Annotated in this window: 18 protein-coding genes; 11 read left to right on the forward strand and 7 right to left on the reverse strand. The window is 73.3% G+C overall.

The window, feature by feature from the left end:
- Both ACRDSK_RS22155 and ACRDSK_RS22160 read left to right on the forward strand, forming a co-directional pair.
- Positions 1-926 (forward strand): AfsR/SARP family transcriptional regulator (locus tag ACRDSK_RS22155; protein WP_431443145.1); only part of this gene is annotated, 926 nt, incomplete at its 5' end.
- A 131-nt stretch (positions 927-1,057) separates the two neighbouring features.
- Positions 1,058-1,522: a hypothetical protein gene (locus tag ACRDSK_RS22160; RefSeq protein ID WP_431443146.1), complete on the forward strand. Its 465-nt coding sequence runs from the start codon at positions 1,058-1,060 to the stop codon at positions 1,520-1,522.
- Between the two features lie 7 nt (positions 1,523-1,529).
- Here ACRDSK_RS22160 and ACRDSK_RS22165 read toward each other — a convergent pair whose 3' ends face one another.
- Entirely contained in the window at positions 1,530-2,582 is a 1,053-nt protein-coding gene (locus tag ACRDSK_RS22165; protein ID WP_431443147.1) for a hypothetical protein, read from the reverse strand.
- A 74-nt stretch (positions 2,583-2,656) separates the two neighbouring features.
- Between ACRDSK_RS22165 and ACRDSK_RS22170 the strand changes: the two genes are divergently transcribed.
- Genes ACRDSK_RS22170 through ACRDSK_RS22195 form a run of 6 tightly spaced genes read left to right on the forward strand, consistent with a single transcriptional unit; the run spans position 2,657 to position 8,125 of the window.
- Complete coding sequence (locus ACRDSK_RS22170; protein ID WP_431443148.1) at positions 2,657-3,577, forward strand: nucleoside hydrolase; 921 nt, start codon at positions 2,657-2,659, stop codon at positions 3,575-3,577.
- A 34-nt stretch (positions 3,578-3,611) separates the two neighbouring features.
- Positions 3,612-4,427 (forward strand): hypothetical protein, encoded by an 816-nt coding sequence (locus ACRDSK_RS22175; RefSeq protein WP_431443149.1) that lies wholly within the window; start codon positions 3,612-3,614, stop codon positions 4,425-4,427.
- A 56-nt stretch (positions 4,428-4,483) separates the two neighbouring features.
- Positions 4,484-4,846: a hypothetical protein gene (locus tag ACRDSK_RS22180; RefSeq protein ID WP_431443150.1), complete on the forward strand. Its 363-nt coding sequence runs from the start codon at positions 4,484-4,486 to the stop codon at positions 4,844-4,846.
- A 50-nt stretch (positions 4,847-4,896) separates the two neighbouring features.
- Positions 4,897-6,768 (forward strand): Na+/H+ antiporter, encoded by a 1,872-nt coding sequence (locus tag ACRDSK_RS22185; RefSeq protein ID WP_431443151.1) that lies wholly within the window; start codon positions 4,897-4,899, stop codon positions 6,766-6,768.
- 18 nt (positions 6,769-6,786) lie between these two features.
- On the forward strand, positions 6,787-7,128 hold the full coding sequence (locus ACRDSK_RS22190; RefSeq protein WP_431443152.1) for an MmcQ/YjbR family DNA-binding protein: 342 nt from the start codon (positions 6,787-6,789) through the stop codon (positions 7,126-7,128).
- A gap of 43 nt (positions 7,129-7,171) precedes the next feature.
- On the forward strand, positions 7,172-8,125 hold the full coding sequence (locus tag ACRDSK_RS22195) for a GNAT family N-acetyltransferase (protein WP_431443153.1): 954 nt from the start codon (positions 7,172-7,174) through the stop codon (positions 8,123-8,125).
- Here the strand turns inward: ACRDSK_RS22195 and ACRDSK_RS22200 are convergent.
- Positions 8,122-9,594: a DUF7059 domain-containing protein gene (locus ACRDSK_RS22200; RefSeq protein ID WP_431443154.1), complete on the reverse strand. Its 1,473-nt coding sequence runs from the start codon at positions 9,592-9,594 to the stop codon at positions 8,122-8,124. The genes ACRDSK_RS22195 and ACRDSK_RS22200 overlap by 4 nt on opposite strands.
- Before the next feature lie 54 nt (positions 9,595-9,648).
- Here ACRDSK_RS22200 and ACRDSK_RS22205 point away from each other — a divergent pair, with 54 nt between their 5' ends.
- Complete coding sequence (locus ACRDSK_RS22205; protein ID WP_431443155.1) at positions 9,649-10,092, forward strand: hypothetical protein; 444 nt, start codon at positions 9,649-9,651, stop codon at positions 10,090-10,092.
- Positions 10,093-10,101: 9 nt separating this feature from the next.
- Here ACRDSK_RS22205 and ACRDSK_RS22210 read toward each other — a convergent pair whose 3' ends face one another.
- A complete protein-coding gene (locus ACRDSK_RS22210; protein WP_431443156.1) occupies positions 10,102-11,430 on the reverse strand; it encodes a family 43 glycosylhydrolase in 1,329 nt (442 codons plus the stop codon).
- A 95-nt stretch (positions 11,431-11,525) separates the two neighbouring features.
- Positions 11,526-12,098 (reverse strand): TetR/AcrR family transcriptional regulator, encoded by a 573-nt coding sequence (locus ACRDSK_RS22215; protein WP_431443157.1) that lies wholly within the window; start codon positions 12,096-12,098, stop codon positions 11,526-11,528.
- A 77-nt stretch (positions 12,099-12,175) separates the two neighbouring features.
- Here ACRDSK_RS22215 and ACRDSK_RS22220 point away from each other — a divergent pair, with 77 nt between their 5' ends.
- Complete coding sequence (locus ACRDSK_RS22220) at positions 12,176-13,555, forward strand: cytochrome P450 (RefSeq protein ID WP_431443158.1); 1,380 nt, start codon at positions 12,176-12,178, stop codon at positions 13,553-13,555.
- On the opposite strand, the gene ACRDSK_RS22225 is transcribed toward ACRDSK_RS22220, so the two are convergent.
- Together ACRDSK_RS22225 and ACRDSK_RS22230 are read right to left on the reverse strand one after the other, a co-directional pair.
- Positions 13,546-13,890 (reverse strand): MmcQ/YjbR family DNA-binding protein, encoded by a 345-nt coding sequence (locus tag ACRDSK_RS22225; RefSeq protein ID WP_431443159.1) that lies wholly within the window; start codon positions 13,888-13,890, stop codon positions 13,546-13,548. The genes ACRDSK_RS22220 and ACRDSK_RS22225 overlap by 10 nt on opposite strands.
- Before the next feature lie 3 nt (positions 13,891-13,893).
- Positions 13,894-14,244, reverse strand: coding sequence for a nuclear transport factor 2 family protein (locus tag ACRDSK_RS22230; protein WP_431443160.1), 351 nt, complete (start codon positions 14,242-14,244; stop codon positions 13,894-13,896).
- Between the two features lie 72 nt (positions 14,245-14,316).
- Here ACRDSK_RS22230 and ACRDSK_RS22235 point away from each other — a divergent pair, with 72 nt between their 5' ends.
- Positions 14,317-15,330 (forward strand): GlxA family transcriptional regulator, encoded by a 1,014-nt coding sequence (locus tag ACRDSK_RS22235; RefSeq protein WP_431443161.1) that lies wholly within the window; start codon positions 14,317-14,319, stop codon positions 15,328-15,330.
- Positions 15,331-15,600: 270 nt separating this feature from the next.
- Here ACRDSK_RS22235 and ACRDSK_RS22240 read toward each other — a convergent pair.
- The coding region (locus ACRDSK_RS22240; protein ID WP_431443162.1) for an alpha-ketoacid dehydrogenase subunit beta at positions 15,601-16,746 on the reverse strand (1,146 nt) is incomplete at its 5' end.

Here is a 16,746-nt window from a genome sequence, read left to right on the forward strand (position 1 = left end):
GGCTGGAGCTGCTCGCCGCGGCCGGGGTGCACGGCTGGTTCCTGCTCGCGGCCGGCCGGGTGGACGAGGCGGTGGCGGTCGCGGACGCCGTGCGCCGAACCGTCGGTCGTCAGGACGCGGCCAGCCGGCTGCAGGCGGGGCTGCTCACGCTCGCGGCGGCCCGGCTGCGAGGCGATGCCGGGGCGGCGCGCCGGGCGGCGACGGAGGTGTCCGGCCTGCGACAGCTGGGCTTCGCCGCGATCGCACACGAGGCGTACCGGTTCGTTCCCGGCCTCGCCGGCAGTGAGCCGGGCTTGCGGATCCGGCTCGTCGGTGCGGTGGCGATCGAGGCCGCCGGGCGTTCGGTCGACCGTGACGCGTGGCGCAGCCGCAAGGCCCGCGAGACGTTGTTGGTGCTCGCGGCGGCCGGGCCGGGTGGGCTACGCCGGGACGAACTGGTGGAGGCGGTGTGGCCGGGTCGGGAGCCGGGCCGTGGGCGGACGCTGCTGCGCACCGCGCTCGCCGAGGTGCGCCGGACGCTCGAGCCGGACCGGCCGGCGGGCGAGCCGTCCGCGTACCTGCGTGCCGACCGGGAGCGGGTGGCGCTGGTCGCCGACGTCGACCTCGACGCCGCGCGGGAGCACGCGGCCGCCGGCCGGCACGGCTCGGTGCTCGCCGTCCTGGCAAGCGAGGTCGCTGCCAGCGACCCGGACGTTCTCGGGGATGCCCGCGCGGAGGCCGCCGGCCTGCGGTTGCGGGCGGCGACCGCGATCGGTCGGGACGGCTCCCGGCCTGCGGCGGAGCGGGCCGCGGCGTACGAGGCGGTGCTCGAGGTCGAGTCGTGGCGGCACGAGCTCGCCGAGGAGCTCGTCGCGCTGTGGTGGCGGGCGGGCGACGCCGAGCGGGCCGGCGCGGCCGACCGCCGCTGGCTCGGCGGATCCCCATAGTCGGAACCGACGAACGCCGGTTATCGTCTGCGCCGCCGGCCCGGGTTTTCACGATCGGTTCGCGGTCGACCGGCAGGGTCTGCATCACCCGGCCGGACAGTCCGGCCGGGCACAGGCGAGGGAGAGCTTCGATGAGCACCACGCACCGCCTACTCGTGGCGGCCGTCCTGGCGGGGGTCGGGCTGGCGACCGCGGCCTGCGCCGGCAACGACGCCGGGTCCCCGGCGACCGAGACCGTGACCGTCGAGCAGCCGGCCGCGGCGGAGTCGGCCGCGGACCCGGCCGCCGCGGACCACGTCGGTTCCCAGCTGCCGGCGAGCTTCCCGGACAAGGACTTTCCGATCCCGCCCGGGGTGCAGGTGATCGAGGCACAGGAGCCCGACGAGAAGGGGATCGTGCTGACGGGCATGGCCCCGGACGAGGTGGCGGCGTTCTACCGCTCCGCGCTGCCCGCCGCCGGCTACGACATCACCAAGGACGCGTCGGTCGGCGTGGGTGGCGTGCAGGTGGTCGGCCTGGAGTTCACCGGCCAGGGCTACAACGGCAAACTGGCCGTGGTCTCCAGCGCGGTCGCCATCAGCCTCGAGGAGCGGTGACGCCGGGCTAGTCCCAGTGGCCGAGCCATTTCGGCACGGTCAGGTCTATCTCGGCGGCGAGGTCCTGGGCGTCCTGGCGGCGGCGGGCCAGTTCGTCCTTCGGGTCCGGGGCCGCGAGGACCGCCTGGATGACCTCGGCCAGCGCGTACGAGTCGTGCTCCCGCGCCGCGGCTCGCACGGGGGCGGGCACCGTCGAGTCGAAGGCCACGTCGAAGCGCCGCAGGCTCGACCCCGTCCGCTCGCACGCCGCACAGTCGCAGTCCGTCAGGCCGGCCTTGAGGTCGATGCCGCGCTGCCAGTTGAGCAACCGGGGCACGAACACCTGCGGACTGCGCTTGGGCCGGACCCCGTCGGCACGCCGGGCGACCGGGCCACCGAGATGGCGCGTCGACGACGACAGCCCGATCGCCGCCAGCGACGCGCCCGCGGCGATCGCGGGGATGCCGACCGGGCCGGTGCGCAGCAGCTCCAGCTTCCGGCCCGTCCGGGAGCTCCATCGCAGCAGCCGCTTCAGGCCGAGGACCTTGTACGACGAGTCCACCGGATCGAACGGCGCGCCGAGCACCAGCGACACGTCCCGGTCGGCGGCCCGCAGCTGCTCCGCGAGGACCCCGCTGTGCTTGGACCCCAGCCAACCCCCGTCGAGCGCGAGCGTCACCGACACCCGCACCGGGTAGTCGCGGTGCAGCTCCGCCTTCAGCTCGTCGACCTGTCCCACCCGCAGCCGCGGGCCCGCGGTCCGCACCACCGGCAGCCCGAGCTCGGCCTGCGCCTCGACCCAGTCGAACACCGGCAGGTCCAGCTCGAACCCCAGCTGCCCCGCGACGACCGGCGCCGGCCGCTTGGCCCGCGCGAGGTACGCGGCCGGGTCGAGGTCGACACCGCCCAGCGCGCCGGCTCGGGCCAGCACTCGCGCGACCCGCAGCCCGTGCACGCCCTGCAGGGTCACGCCGCCGAACCGGTCCCGGTTGGCCGCCGCGTCCCCGGCACTGCACCGCCCCAGGTACGGCTGCACCAGGCCGAGCGACCGCGCGGCACCTCGCGCCCGTCGATCGACCATGACACAACGGTAAGCCACCGTTGCCGATTTCCCGTGCGCGGCGTATGAATCGCACGGCGTGGTGTGACTTCCGAATGGGGGACGTGATGGCAGGCAAGGGACTGGGCAGATTCTCGGTCGCGGCGTTGGTGCTCGCGCTGGCATGGGTCGGGGTCGGGGTGCCGGCGCTCGCGGGCGACCGGCCGGCGGCGAACCCGCGTGCGTGTCTCATCGTGGACACCGACGTCGGGTTGGACGACTTCCGCGCGCTAGCGGTGTTGGCGCCGGCCCGGGACGTGCGCGCGGTCGTCGTCACCGAGGGCATCGCGGGCGTGCGGCACGGCGCGACCGCGGTGTCGATGTTCCTCGCCGCCCGCGGGCAGACGCCGCCGGTGATCACCGGGCTCGCGTCGCCGAACCCACCGGCCTACGACTGGCTGCCGGCGGCCCGGGCCGGCGCCGAGCGGATCAACAACTTCCTGCACGCGCCCGTCCCGTTCGGCGGCCGGCCCGACCGGCTCGGGCGCGAGGTCGCCGCCGCGGTGCGCGGCTGCGCCGAGGTCGACGTGCTGGTGCTTGGCCCGTGGACGTCCTACCCGCGGTACGCGAAGGCCTTGGGGTCGAAGGCGGACGTGGTCGCCTCGGGCCGGTCGTTCGCGGAGAACAACCCGGACAACTTCAACTGCGAGTACGACCTGGCCGCGTGCCGCGCCGTGACCACCGACCTCGGCCGCCGTGCGGTGTTCGTCGACCTGCCGCCAGCCGGCGCGGAGCCGACCTACGACCCGACCGAGGAGATGGTCGCCCGGTTCGACCGGGCCGGGCTGCCGGGACTGCTGCGGACCGCGCTGCAGGTCGACCCGACGCAGTGGCTGGGCACCCGGCTGTGGGACGACGCGGCGGCGCTCTACCTCCTCGCGCCTCGGGCGTTCGCGCCGCAGGGTCGCCATGTGGAGCCGACGGTGCCGCAGGACCGGTTCCGCGACCTGGTTGTCGACGCGATCAACGCCGGCTGACACGGGCGAGCCCGGCGGACGCTAGGGTGCGCCGGTGCGCACCGGTTTCGCCACCCTGCTCGTCCTGCTGGGCTGCCTGCTCGCCGGGCCGGCGGTCGCGGCCTACGTCCTGGTCGACGAGATCACCGACCAGCAGACCTACCTCGACGCGGTGACCCCGCTCGCCGACGACCCCGCCATCAAGGCCGAGGTCGCCGACCGGCTGAACGCGGGCCTCGCCGGCTCCGTGCCGGATGTCGCGAGGCCGGTCGTCGACGCCAGCATCGCGAACTTCGTCGAGAGCGACCAGTTCCGGCGGGCGTGGGTGGAGCTGAACCGGGAGGTGCACCCGCAGCTGCTGGCTCTGCTGCGCGACGAGCCCGGCGGCTTGGCCGTCGAGGGCGACGCGGTGGTGCTGGACCTCGGCGTTGTCGCGGACGAGGTGAAGGAACGCTTCGTCGCCGACCGCGTGCCGCTGGCCGACCGGATCCCGGAGGTGCGGGGCCGGGTCGAGGTGGTGTCCGGGCCCGCGGTGCGCCAAGCGGTCCCGGCGTTCGACCTGCTCGAGAAGCTCAGCGTGATCCTGCCCATCGCGGCCGTGGCACTGCTCGTGCTCGGCGTGGCGCTGTCGGCCCGCCGCGGCGCGACCCTGGTGGTGGCCGGCATCGGGCTCGTGGTGGCGATGCTGCTGGTCGTGCTGGCGCAGTGGCTCGCCCGCAGCCAGGTCACCGCCCGCAGCCCGTCCCCGGAGGTGGCGGGCCCGTTCTACGACGCGCTGACCGGCACGCTCACGGTGGTCCTGTGGGTGGTCTGCGGCGTCGGCGGCTTCCTGGTGATCGTCGGCAGCGTCCTGTCCCGTCGCCGTAACTGACCGTGCCTGGGTGAGGCTCCAGTAACACTCTGCGTGATCACCTCGACGGATCCCGCGTGAACATGCGAACCGTGGTCGCGGTGTTGACCGGACTGATGCTGCTCGGGCTGACCGGCTGTGCGCAGCCGACCTCAGGTACCCCCGCACCGGCGGCGACACCGGCCGCCACGGCTCCGTCGACGGTCGCGGCCCAGCCGTCGGTCTCCGTGGTCACGCCGCCGCCGACCACGGTGTACCAGGCGCCGCCCGCGACGGTCACCGTGCCGGCGCAGCCGCTGACCCCGTGCCAGCAGCTGCACGCGGACGGCTACTCCTACGACATCGCGCTCGCCGCGTGGTCGGAGGCCGGGTTCCCGGCGAACTGGGACGCCGACCGCGACGGCTGGCCGTGTGAGCAGTCCTACGGCGACCAGAACTAGCCGCCGGCGTACGCGGTGGTGGACAGCCGCGTCATGATTGCCTCGTGCACATGGCTGCGGAAATCGTCGCGCTGGTCGTGGCCGTGCTGGTGGTCACGGCTGTCGCGCGGCGGATGGACTGGTCGGCTCCCCTCTCTCTGATCGCCGTGGGGGTCGTGGCCTCCTTCCTGCCGGGTGTGCCCGAGTACCGTCTCTCCCCCGAGGTCGTGCTCGTCGGGCTGCTGCCACCGCTGCTCTACTCCACCGCGATCCAGACCTCACTGCTCGACTACCGCCGGATGCGCGGGCCGATCGCGCTGCTGTCGGTGGGCCTCGTCGTGTTCACCACCCTCGCCGTCGGGCTGGTCGCCTGGGCGGTCGTGCCCGGGCTGCCGCTCGCCGCCGGCATCGCGCTCGGTGCGATCGTGGCGCCGCCGGACGCGGTCGCGGCCAGCGCGGTCGCCCGCCGGGTCGGCATGCCGCGCAAGCTGGTCCGGCTGCTCGAGGGTGAGAGTCTGTTCAACGACGCGGCCGCACTGGTCGCCCTGCGCACCGCGATCGCCGCCATCGCCGGGTCGGTCACCCTGTGGGAGGTCGGGTTCGACTTCCTGCTCGCCGCCGTCGGCGGTGGCGTCACCGGCGTCGTGGTCGGCATCTCGGCCGCGTGGCTGCGGCTGCGGCTCACCGACCTCGTGAGCGACACCGCGCTGTCGTTCGCCGTGCCGTTCGTCGCCTACCTGCTCGCCGAGATCATCCACGGGTCCGGCGTGCTCTCCGTGGTGGTCGCCGGGATCATCATCGGGCACAAGTCGCCGAAGATCCTGTCCGGCTCGGCGCGGCTGGCCAGCCGGCACAACTGGCAGACCATCCAGTTTCTGCTGGAGAACGCGGTCTTCCTGCTGATCGGCCTGCAGGTACGGCCGATCCTCGGGGAGGTCGCGGACAGCGAGCTGTCGCCGTCGCTGATCGTCGGGATCTGCGCCGCCGTGCTCGGCGCGACCATCGCGACTCGGGTGCTGTGGCTGATCGGCATCGGGTTCGGCAAGCGCATCGCGGCGCGGGTGCGTGCACGGCGCAAGCCCGTCTGGCCGTGGCGCTACTCCGCGGTGATCGCGTGGGCCGGCATGCGCGGCGTCGTCACCCTCGCCGCCGCGTTCGTGCTGCCCGCCGACACCCCGCAGCGGGCGGTGCTCGTGCTCGCGGCGTTCGTCGTCGTGGCCGGCACGCTCGCCATCCAGGGCACGACGCTGCCACCGCTCGTCCGGCGGTTGCGGCTGCCCCCGCCGGACCCGGCGGAGGACGCGCTGCAGGAGGCCGCCGTGCTCAACGACATGACGAACGCGGCGCTCACCAAGCTCGACGAGATCCGCGGCCCCGAGGACCCGCAGATGGTCATCGACCGGCTGCGCGCCCGCCTGCGGGACCGCTCCGACTCGGCGTGGGAGCAGCTCGGCCGGCAGAGCACGCTCGTCGAGACCCCGAGCGACTCCTACCGCCGGCTGCGCATGGAGCTGCTCCAGGTCGAGCGCGAGGAGGCGCTCAAGGCACGCGACAACGGCACGGCCGACGACGTCGTGCTGCGACGGGTGCTGGAGGCCCTGGACATCGAGGAGTCGATGCTCGACCGCGACGAGGAGGAGCCCGGCGAGCCCGACCGCGAGCTGCGCACCCCCGCGTCGACGGCCGGGGCGTGCAAGCACCTCGACCACGACTGGCGGCAGGCCGAGCCGAGCTCGCCGGACACCTGCGCGGCATGCGTCGCGGAGGGTCAGACCTGGGTGCACCTGCGGCTGTGCCTCAAGTGCGGCAACGTGGCCTGCTGCGACTCCTCGCCGGCCAAGCACGCGAAGCAGCACTTCCACGACTCCCGGCACCCGGTGATGCGCAGCTTCGAGCCGGCCGAGACGTGGCGCTGGTGCTATGTGGACAACCAGTTGGGCTGACCCGGCACAATGCTCGGCGTGGGTGTGCGCGACGATCGGTTCCTGCGGCTGGTGGACGGGCTCGCGGAGGTGGAACAGGCGCAGGCGAGGGACTACACGTCCTTCAGCGTGCGCGGCAAGCGGTTCGGCTACTACTGGCCGCGGACGAAGACGGTCGGCCTGAAGCAGACGCTGTCCGAGCAGCTCGCGCTGGTCTCCGAGCGGCCGGATGTGTTCGAAGTCCAGTTCACCGCCGGCGGCTTCGGCTGGGTGGTGGTCTACCTCCAGAAGATCGACCTCGACGAGCTCACCGAGCTGGTGTACGAGGCGTGGCGGCTGTCCGCACCCGACGCGCTCGTCGAGGAACACCCGCTGCCGTAGAAACTCCGTCGACAGCGCGGCGCCGGCGGCTCACCATTGCCCCGTGGCAGATTCGCTTCCCGAGGGACACCTCGCCCGCGCGCCCGAGCCGGCCGACGTCGAGACGATCACCGGGCTCCTGCGGGCCTACGGGCTCGCCGTGGTCGGGTTGGCCGACTACACCGAGGACGAGGTGCGCGACGACCTCGCCGAGCCCGGGTTCGACGCCGCACGGGACGCGCGGCTGGTGTTCGACGGCCGCGGTCGGGCCGTCGGGTACGCGACGGCGGACGTCCAGGACGGGAGCGACCTCGTCGACATCGACATCGCGGCACCGGATCCCGCGGTCTGCCAGTGGCTGTTCGCCTGGGCGCTGGACCGCGCGCGGGAGGCGGGCCGCGAGCACGGCCACCGGGAGGTGACCGTCGCGCACGGCGTGTACCGCGTCGACGAGGCGCTGCGGGCGCAGGCCGAGGCGCACGACTTCCGCGTGGCGACGACCTTCCACCGGATGCGCATCGACCACAATGGACACCTGCCGGTGCCGCGGCCGCCGGCCGGCGTGGAGCTTCGGGTGGGCACAGAGCCCGCGGTCCGCGAGGCGGCGCACGCGGTCCTCAACGCGTCGTTCGCCGACCACTTCGGCTGGGTGCCCAAGCCGTACGACACCTGGCACGAGAGCCACGAGCAGAAGTCCACATTCGACTGGACCAAGCTGTTGGTGGCCGAGCTCGACGGCCGGCCGGTCGCCGTGCTCATCTGCACCGACTACTTCGTCCCGGACGAGGGCTGCGGGTACGTCGGCGACCTGGGCGTGCTGCCGGACGCCCGCGGCCGCGGCATCGCGAAGTACCTGCTGCGCCACGCCTTCGCCACCGACGTCGCCGCGGGCCGCAAGGGCACCATCCTGCACGTCGACTCCAACAACACCACGCCGGCGCTCGCCCTGTACGAGTCGGTCGGCATGCGGCCGGTCCTCGTCATCGACGTCTGGCGGCGCACCGTCGCGATCGACTAGGCCGGGACGAGCATGCCGTGGCGCACGAGCTCGCGCACGAGCGACAGCGCCGCGTCCGTGTCGATGTCGCCGTAGGCCGACCCGAGCAGGGCCAGCAGGTCCTCCAGCGGCAACGCGCCGCGGCAACCTGCGAGCAGCCGCGCGGTCGGCTCGTCGACGTCGTGGCGCCAGCCGGGGCCGTCGAGGCGGTGCAGGCGCCGCACGGCCGGCGACCAGCCCTCGTCGCCCCGTTCGGAGATCTCCTCCAGCAGCACGGTCGGCGGCACGGTGAACCGCGTCGCCGCCAGCTTCTCGCCGTGCTCGCGCAGCCACGACACGGCGTCCAACCAGCGGGCCGTCTCCGGGCCCAGCGGGTCGTCGTAGGCGTGCCGCAGGTCCTCGCACACGATCTCGGTGTTCGCCTCGTCGGTGCGGCGCAGCGTGACGTAGCCGAAGCCGACGCCCTCGATGTCGTTGTCCGCGAACCAGTCCAGCCACGCCCCGGCCTGCTCGCGGCCCGCCGCCGAGCGCGGGTCCACGCCGGCGTCGCGCAGCCAGGTGCCGACGTACAGCGCGGGGTCGGCGACGTCGCGCTGCACGAACCACGCGTCCACGCCGCCCGGCAGCCACGCCGTGACGCGCTCGGCCCAGTCCTCGCCCCGGCGGTGCAGCCAGGACGCGAGCACCTGACCGACACCACCCTCGGCGAGGTGCGCCGGCAGCCGGCGGACGACGAGCGCGCTGGCGTCGTCGCCGCCGAGCCCCGAGTCGCGGTAGACGTAGTCCACCCGCGGCGGACCGACGACGAACGGCGGGTTGCACACGACCTGGTCGAACCGGCGGTCCGCCACGGGATCGAACCACCTTCCCGCCACCAGCTCGACGTCCAGCTCGTTGAGACCGAACGTGCCCCGCGCGAGCGCCAACGCGCGCGGCGACACGTCGGTGGCGGTGATCCGCTCCGCGTGCGTGCCCGCGTGCAGAGCCTGCACGCCGCAGCCGGTGCCGACGTCGAGCAGCGTGCCGACCGGGCGGCGAGCCGTGGCGCGGGCCAGGCTGACCGAGGCGTGGCCGATGCCGAGCACGTGGTCGGCCGGCACGGCACCGCCGCGCTGGTCCGCGCCGAGGTCGGCGACCACCCACCACGCGTCCTCGTAGGGGCGGATGTCCAGGCCCGCCCGCCAGTCCGCGGTGATGACGTCGTTCGCGACCGCGTCGGCGACGTCGACCGGCCCGAGGGCGGCGCGCACGGCCCGTTCCTGCTCGGCGTCGCCCAGCAGGAACAGCCGGATCAGCGTGCCGAGCGCACCGGCGTCGCGGCTCGCGCGGCGGGCGGGCTCCGGCTCGCCGCGGCCGAGGGCGCAGTGCGCCTGCGGGCCGAGTGCCGCGAGGACGCCGGCGGCGGTGTAGCCGGTGGTCAGGAAGGCCTCGCGCAGGCGCGCGCAGAGGTCGGCGGAGAGGTCGGGGTGCACGAGATCACATGCTTTCACGAGATGAGCTGAACGATTGCGACCGCAACGTCCGTATATGAGTTGGTGAAACAGTTGAGGAGCTGGCGATCGGCCGCACTGGTGGCCCTGGCCGCCGTGACCGCGTTGCTGGCCGGCGGCTGCGGGGACACCGAGGAGAAGACGGCGGGCCAGGCGGCCAAGGAGAAGGCCCAGCGGACCGCGACGAGCAGCGTCAGCATCGAGCCGACGAAGCGCTACACCGTGCAGCAGCTCGCCGCCACGGTGGGCTGCACCCCGAAGTCGACGGGCAAGACCAAGGACTTCCGGCAGGCCGGCTGCGTGAAGGACGGGGACAGCTTCGTCTTCCTCGACTTCGACACCTCGCAGGGGCAGCAGGAATGGCTCAGGTACGCGACGTTGTACGGCGGCGTCTACCTCGTGGGCGACCGGTGGGTGCTGTCCGGGAAGTCCAAGGAGTACATGGAGTCCATGCGCGACGAGCTCGGCGGCACCATCCAGGAGAAGCCGCAGAGCTGAGCAGCGCTCTCAGGCGACCTCGAGGTAGTCCAGCTCGGCCCAGCGGGTCAGGAACCGCAGGCGGATGGTGTTGACCCCGGCGGCCAGGTTCACCTCCGTCGACACCTGCGTCCAGTTGTCCCAGCCCCGGTTCGGGTAGTCGACCACCCGCGCCGCGCCGCCGTTGACCGTCAGCGTGTGCTGGGCGTCCCCGAAGCCCGCCGCGTATCCGATGTGGACGGTGTAGGCGCCGGCCACCGGGGCGTACACCGGGGTGTCGACCCAGCTGTCCGCGAAGTCGATGTTGGCCACGACCGCGCCCTGGGAGGCGCCGGCCGCGTTCGTGCGGACCACGGCGTGGTTCAGGTTCCCCCGCTCCGCCTCGTACCGGACCCGGCTGCCTCGCACCACGGGAAGGTCGCCTGCCCAGCCCAGGCTCGCGGTGTACATGCCCCGGCCGGCGCCGATGTGCCCGTGGAAGAAGATCCGGTCGCCGGTCACGTCCGCGCCGCCGGGCCCGTTGACCGCCCCGTCCAGTGACGCCGTGGTCAGCAGCGGGCGGAACGCGCGGGCGTAGGGGCCGGTCAGCGAGCCCGAGACGGCGTAGCTCGTGTGGTAGTTGCCGGTCGTGTACACCCCGGCCGCGAAGAACAGCACGTACTGCGACGGTCGCCGCACCAGCACCGGCGCCTCGATGACGCCCTGCTCCTCCGGCCGGTCGTTGCGCAGCAGCTCGACCCGGCCGCCGGTGAAGGTCACGCCGTCGGCCGCGGTCGGCTGCAGCCAGATGATCGTCGGCTGGCCGATCGCGTTGCCGTCGTTCTTGTAGAGCAGGTAGCGAGCCCCGTTCGTGTCCACGAAGCTCGACGGGTCGATGTCGCCGCCCTCGCCGGCGTTGCACACGAGAGGCTGCGCGGCGGTCGGCTGGAACGGTCCGGCCGGTCCGTCGGCGAGCGCCGCACCGAGGCACATCCGTCCGGTCGCGACGCTCGGTCCGGTGAAGTACATGAGGAAGCGGCCGTCCGCGCGGCGTGACACGTCCGGCGCCCAGAACCCGCCGTCCCCCGCCCACGACGGCTTCTGCGGCAGCGCGTCGCCCCGGATCGTCCACGGCCCGGCCGGGTTGGCGGCCGTCGCGTACGGGACGCGGCCGGCGCCGGAGCTGGTCGAGTAGGCGTAGTAGGTCCCGCCGGCCTCGAGGACCTCCGGGTCCGGGAAGTCCGAGCCGATCACGAGCGACGGCGGCACCGACCGCGCGCCGGACTCGGCGGCGGCCGGCCCGGCCGGCACGAGCGAGACCGCCACGGCGGTGACGAGAAGGACGACGAGGAAGCGGTCACCGAACCGGAAAGATCTCACGCCGTCCTCCAGACGGTTGGAGAATCCCTTCCATCGGAAGTACCGCAGCGCGGCGGGAAACGCCAGAGCGGCCCCGCTAATGGCCTAGCGCCGCGCTAGAGCTGGAGATCGACCGCGGCGAGCAGGGTGCGCACGCACAGCACGAGCAGCTCCTCCTGCGTGACCGTCTGGTGGTCGAGCCAGTCGAGGATCACTGAGCTGACGAACATCAGCCAGCCGTGCACGGCGAGACGCGTCGCGTCGGTGACGGGCATCAGCTCGCCGAGCACGGCCAGGATCCGCTCCTGGTTCGCGGCCAGGCCGGCCTCGCGGATCTCCCGGATCTCGGCGTCGGCGCCGCTCGCCGCGCGGTGCACGATCCGGTAGCCGTCGGGGTGGGTGCGGGCGAACTCGAGGTACACGTCGAGCCCCGCCCGCAGCTGCTCGGTGAGCGGCAGGGACGGATCGGGCTCGCTCATCTCGAGCAGCCGGTCGCGCTGGCCCCGCACGATCTCGGCGAAGAACTCCTTCTTCGTCGGGAAGTAGTGGTACAGCAGGCCGCGCGAGACCTGGGCGATCTCGGCGACCTCCTCGATCCACACCTCGTCGTAGGGCCGGTTCGCGAACAGTCCGGCCCCGATCTCGAGGAGCTGCGCGCGCCGCTGCTCGGTGCTCAGCCTGGTCCGCATCCGCCCACCTTACTTGACACGAGTTCAGTAACACGGGAAGGTGGCGCTATTGAATCCAAGTTCAGTAGGAGGCGTGCGTGGACACCACCGGCATCCCGCACCGGCCGGGCCGCCTGCCCGTGATCGGCGATCTCGTCGGGAGCAACCCGCGCACGCCGGTGCAGGACACCGTGCGCGTGGGTCGTGAGGTCGGCCCGATCTTCACCCGCAAGCTGCTCGGCCTCGAGATCGTCTTCGTCTCCGGCGTCGACCTGGTCGACGAGCTGAACGACGAGGCGAGGTTCGGCAAGCACGTCGGGCTCGGCCTGCGACACCTGCGCGCGCTGGCCGGCGACGGCCTGTTCACCGCGCACACCTCGGAGCCGAACTGGCGGCTGGCGCACGACATCCTCCAGCCCGCGTTCCGGCAGGAGGCCATGCGCGGCTACCACCCGATCATGCTCGACGCCGCGCGGGAGCTGCTCGCGTCCTGGGACGCGGCGACCGGTCCCGTCGACGTCGCCGCCGACATGACCCGGCTGACGCTGGAGACGATCGGACGCGCCGGGTTCGGCTACCGGTTCGGCTCCTTCGAGCGGACCGAGCCGCACCCGTTCGTCACCGCCATGATCCGCGCGCTGCGGTACGCGCAGCTGCAGAACATCCGGCTGCCGCTCGTCAAGCGGCTGATCGCCGGCTCGGCACGGCAGAACAAGGCGGACATCGCGACGATGACGGACCTGGTCGACGAGGTCATCGAGGCCCGGCGAAGCGGTGGCGAACCGAGCCGCGACCTGCTCGGCCTGATGCTCGCCGAGGGCCACCCGGAGACCGGGGAGCGGCTGGATCCGGTGAACATCCGCAACCAGGCGATCACGTTCGTCGTCGCCGGGCACGAGACGACCTCCGGGGCGTTGTCGTTCGCGCTGTACTACCTGACCCGCCACCCCGACCTGCTGGCCCGGGCGCGGGCCGAGGTGGACGCCGTGTGGGGCGATCGCGAGCCGGAGTTCGGCAGCGTCGCGAAGCTGCGCTATGTCCGCCGGGTGCTGGACGAGGCCATGCGGCTGTGGCCCACCGCGCCGGGCTACTCACGAGAGGCGCACGAGGACGTGGTGCTCGGCGGGCGCTACGCGATGAGCGCCGGCGACTGGGTGCTCGTGCCGCTCCCGCTGCTGCACCGGGACCCGGCGGCGTGGGGCCCCGACGCGGAGACGTTCGACCCGGACCGGTTCGACCCGGCCGCGGTCCGCAAGCGTCCGGGCCACGCGTACAAGCCGTTCGGCACCGGGGAGCGGGCGTGCATCGGCCGCCAGTTCGCCCTGCACGAGGCGGTGCTGGCGCTCGGTCTGGTGCTGCAGCGCTACGACCTCGAGGCCGACCCGGACTACCGGCTCGAGATCGCGGAGTCGTTGACGCTCAAACCGGCCGGGTTCACGCTCACGCCCCGAGTGCGAGCGCTGGTTCCTCAGTCCTGAGTGGACAGCTGAGCGACCAGCTTCTTGCTGGCGATCAGCCGGAAGCTCTCCTCGACCCACCGCGCGAGCAGGTCGACCGGCGGCGGGTCCGCGTCCGCCAGCGCCACCGTGACCCAGCCGTGCGCACCGACGCGGTACCGCTCTGGTTCGGCGGCGGCCAGGGCGGTGGCCTCGGGCAGCGAGTCCCGGAGCTTCAGGCGCAGGTCCTCGGAGCGGTGGAACAGGAACGCCTTCCCGCCCGCGGTGACGGTGTGGGCCTCCATGGCGGTGCCCGCGCACGCGATGTCCTCGGCGGTGCCCGGCAGTGCGAGGGCCAGCTCGCGAAGCTCGTCCATGCGCTACATGCCCAGGAACGCGCGGAACGCGGCCGGATCCACGACGACGGTGCTCCGCACGAGCCGGCCGTTCTCGACCTCGAGGCGCTCGACGACCCGCACAGTGTTGCCGCCGTTGACCGCGTCGTACATCTGGAAGCCGTGGTCGTCCTGGTAGGCGTCGGCGACCAACGTGGTCGTCGCGCCCTTCGGCCACGCCTGGGTCTCCAGCACGGCCTCGCGGCCGTTCAGGGTGACCATGGCGCTGTCGAAGACGAAGTCCTCGGCGAGCGCGTTGGCCACGCCCTCGCGGTCGGCGGTGGTCCAGGCGCGGAAGTAGGCGCGGGCGATCTCGGCGGTCTGTTCGGTCGACATGGTCCACAAGTTAGCCGCGGACGGTCCGCGACCGGGATGGCCGACAGGACATCGAACCCCTACGCTTGGGCCATGTCGCGGCAGCGAGTGCACGTGCTGGTGTTGCGGGACAGCCCGGCGCTCGTCTCCGTCGGTCTGATGGACATGCTCCGCAAGGCCGACGCGCTGGCCGCCGAGCTGTCGCCGACGCCGAGGCGGCTCGCGACCACTCTCGTCTCCCCCGGTCCGGATCGGACGGTCGCGCTGGCGGGCGGGATCCGGCTGGAGTGCGAGGCGACGATCGACGAGGTGGACGTGCCCGATCTGGTCGTGGTTCCCGCGCTGGACCCGGACATCCAGGAGCACCTCGAGCTCAACGCCGCCGTGCCGCCGTGGCTGCGCCGCGTGTACGACGCGGGCGCGGACGTGGCGAGCGCGTGCACCGGGGCGTTCGCGCTCGCCGAGGCCGGCCTGCTGGACGGGAAGGCGGCGACGACCCACTGGGCGTTCCAGGCGGACCTCGCGCGGCGGTACCCGGCGGTGGAGCTGCGACCGCAGGCGATCATCGTCGACCAGGGACGGGTGGTCACCGCGGGCGGGGCGACGTCGTTCCTCAGCCTGTCCCTGCACCTCGTCGAGCGCCTCCTCGGCGGCGAGATCGCCCGCGCGGCGTCGAAGATGTTCCTGATCGACCCCAACAAGTCGCCGCAGGGCGCGTACGCGATCTTCGGACCGCAGAAGGCGCACGGCGACGAGGAGATCCTGCGCGCACAGGGCATCATCGAGCAGGAGCTGGCGCTGCCGCTGACCGTCGACGACCTCGCGCGGCAGGTGGTGATGAGCCGGCGCAACTTCGTCCGCCGGTTCACCGCCGCGACCGGCAATTCACCGCGGGAGTACCTGCAGCGTGCCCGGATCGAGGCGGCGAAGCGCGCGCTGGAGACGACCCGCCGTCCCGTCGCGACGGTGGCGAGCGATGTCGGCTACGAGGACGTGGTCGCGTTCCGTCGGATGTTCGCGCGGATCACCGGCCTGGCGCCGTCGGCGTACCGGGCCCGGTACGGCCTGGCCGAACCGGGCGCGCTGGTCTCGTCGCGGCGCGCATGACGACTCCCCCGCCCACGAACAGGAGCTGAGCCACGTCCGTTGGCTCGCCGGCGGCACGAGACGTTCGGCTTCGTCCTCGAACGGCCCGGGCAGGCCGTCTTCCTGCTCCCCGCGCCGGAGTTCCGGCGCACCGCGCTGAGCCGCGGCTACGCCGACCCGGACCGGGCGCGCGCGAACCGGGGTGACCTCGACCCCGCCGCGATGCTCGAGGCCCGGTTCGCCCGCGACGTGTTGTGGGACGCCGAGGTCGCGCGGCAGGCCGGTAGGCGGTCACGCGTCGGCCAGGTCTCGGGCGGCGCGTTCGATGCCGCCCTCGTCCACCAGGACCAGGGTGGCCGCGTCGCCGAGCGGGATGAAGCTGTCCTCGCCCGCGAGGCGCGCGATCAGGCCCGTGAAACCGTTGTCCACCAACGCGGTCACCACGCCCTCGGCGACGCCGCCGGTACGTCGCGTCTCGTCGACCACCAGCACCCGGCCGGTCGCCTCCGCCTCGCGGACGATGTCGGCCACCGGCAGCGGGGCGAGCCAGCGGAGGTCGACCACCCGAACGTCCACACCGGACCCCCGCAGCCGGCGGGCGGCCCGCAGCGAAAGGTAGAGACCGTTGCCGAAGGTCAGCACGGTCAGGTCCCTGCCGGCGCCGTGGGTGCGTGCCCGGCCGACCGGCACGTGGCCGGCCGCCCAGCGGTCGGGCGGCAGGTAGGGCGCCAGCCACTGCTCATCACCCGGCTCGTGCAGGTCGCGAGTGTGGTAGCGGGCGATCGGTTCCAAGTAGACACACACCCGGCCGTCCACCTCGGCGGCGGCGAGGCAGGTGCGGAGCATGCCCGGCGCGTCGGCCGGGCTCGCGGGCGCGGCGATCAGCAGCCCGGGGATGTCGCGCAGCGCGCCCACCGCGTTGTCGTTGTGGAAATGCCCGCCGAAACCCTGCTGGTACGCGAGCCCCGGGACGCGCACCACGAGCGGGTTGCGGAACCGGCCCTGCGAGAAGAACGACAGCGTCGCCGCCTCGCCGCGCAGCTGGTCCGCCGCGTTGTGCAGGTACGCGAGGTACTGGATCTCCGGCACCGGCAGCAGCCCGGACAGCCCCGCCCCGAGCGCGAGGCCGAGGATCGTCTGCTCGTCCAGCAGCGTGTCGAAAACCCGCCGCACGCCCACCCGCCGCGCCAGCCCGCGGGTGACGCCGTACACGCCACCTTTGCGCCCCACGTCCTCGCCGAACACGAGCAGCCCGGGGTGTCGGGCCGCCGCGTCGAGCAGCGTCCGGTTGATCGACTGGGCGAGCGTGAGCAGGCCCTCGGACTCCGGCGGCGTTCCCTCGAACAACCGGTCGCGCGCGGCCGCGGACGCCGAGCCGGCAGCCACCTGGGCCACCGCCTCGGGCCGGTGCGGCGCGAGCGGTCGCATCACCTCGGC

The sequence above is a fragment of the Actinophytocola sp. genome, assembly GCF_050699915.1.
Lineage (GTDB): Bacteria > Actinomycetota > Actinomycetes > Mycobacteriales > Pseudonocardiaceae > Actinophytocola.

Excerpts from the sequence above, each read along its gene's own strand:
- ACRDSK_RS22160 (WP_431443146.1), top strand. The coding sequence starts at position 1,058 with ATGAGCACCACGCACCGCCTACTCGTGGCGGCCGTCCTGGCGGGGGTC.
- ACRDSK_RS22165 (WP_431443147.1), bottom strand. The coding sequence starts at position 2,582 with ATGGTCGATCGACGGGCGCGAGGTGCCGCGCGGTCGCTCGGCCTGGTG.
- ACRDSK_RS22170 (WP_431443148.1), top strand. The coding sequence starts at position 2,657 with ATGGGGGACGTGATGGCAGGCAAGGGACTGGGCAGATTCTCGGTCGCG.
- ACRDSK_RS22185 (WP_431443151.1), top strand. The coding sequence starts at position 4,897 with ATGGCTGCGGAAATCGTCGCGCTGGTCGTGGCCGTGCTGGTGGTCACG.
- ACRDSK_RS22215 (WP_431443157.1), bottom strand. The coding sequence starts at position 12,098 with ATGCGGACCAGGCTGAGCACCGAGCAGCGGCGCGCGCAGCTCCTCGAG.
- ACRDSK_RS22225 (WP_431443159.1), bottom strand. The coding sequence starts at position 13,890 with ATGGACGAGCTTCGCGAGCTGGCCCTCGCACTGCCGGGCACCGCCGAG.
- ACRDSK_RS22230 (WP_431443160.1), bottom strand. The coding sequence starts at position 14,244 with ATGTCGACCGAACAGACCGCCGAGATCGCCCGCGCCTACTTCCGCGCC.
- ACRDSK_RS22235 (WP_431443161.1), top strand. The coding sequence starts at position 14,317 with ATGTCGCGGCAGCGAGTGCACGTGCTGGTGTTGCGGGACAGCCCGGCG.